Genomic DNA, 312 nt, shown 5'->3' on the forward strand with positions numbered 1-312 from the left:
TCAGGCACAGTTCGCTTCGTAGATGGTCGTCATAGCTTAAATAAAAAACCGAACTTGGTTATTAAGTAAAAAGCAGAGGTGGCTTGCTCAGAAGGGGAAGGCATTGGAACTCCTGACGAAGAGGCGTTTTGTGCCTCGCAGGAAGGGGTGAAATGACTGACCCTTCTAGCCACCGGAGCTGGATTTAAGTAAAAAGCGTAAGCAGCTCCTTCAGAATGGGAGGGGGATGGAGCTTCTGACGTAGAGGCGCTTTTTGCCTCGCAGGAAGAAGTGAAGCCACTGACCATTCTAGCTGCTGAAGCTAGATTAAAT

1 protein-coding gene is annotated in these 312 nt (G+C 48.4%); it reads left to right on the forward strand.

The annotated features are described in order from the left end of the window. The coding region (locus MR107_RS30620; RefSeq protein ID WP_242293200.1) for a hypothetical protein at positions 1 to 69 on the forward strand (69 nt) is incomplete at its 5' end. Between the last annotated feature and the right edge of the window lie 243 nt (positions 70 to 312).

The organism is Bacillus cereus group sp. BfR-BA-01441 (assembly GCF_022663075.1).
Lineage (GTDB): Bacteria > Bacillota > Bacilli > Bacillales > Bacillaceae_G > Bacillus_A > Bacillus_A cereus.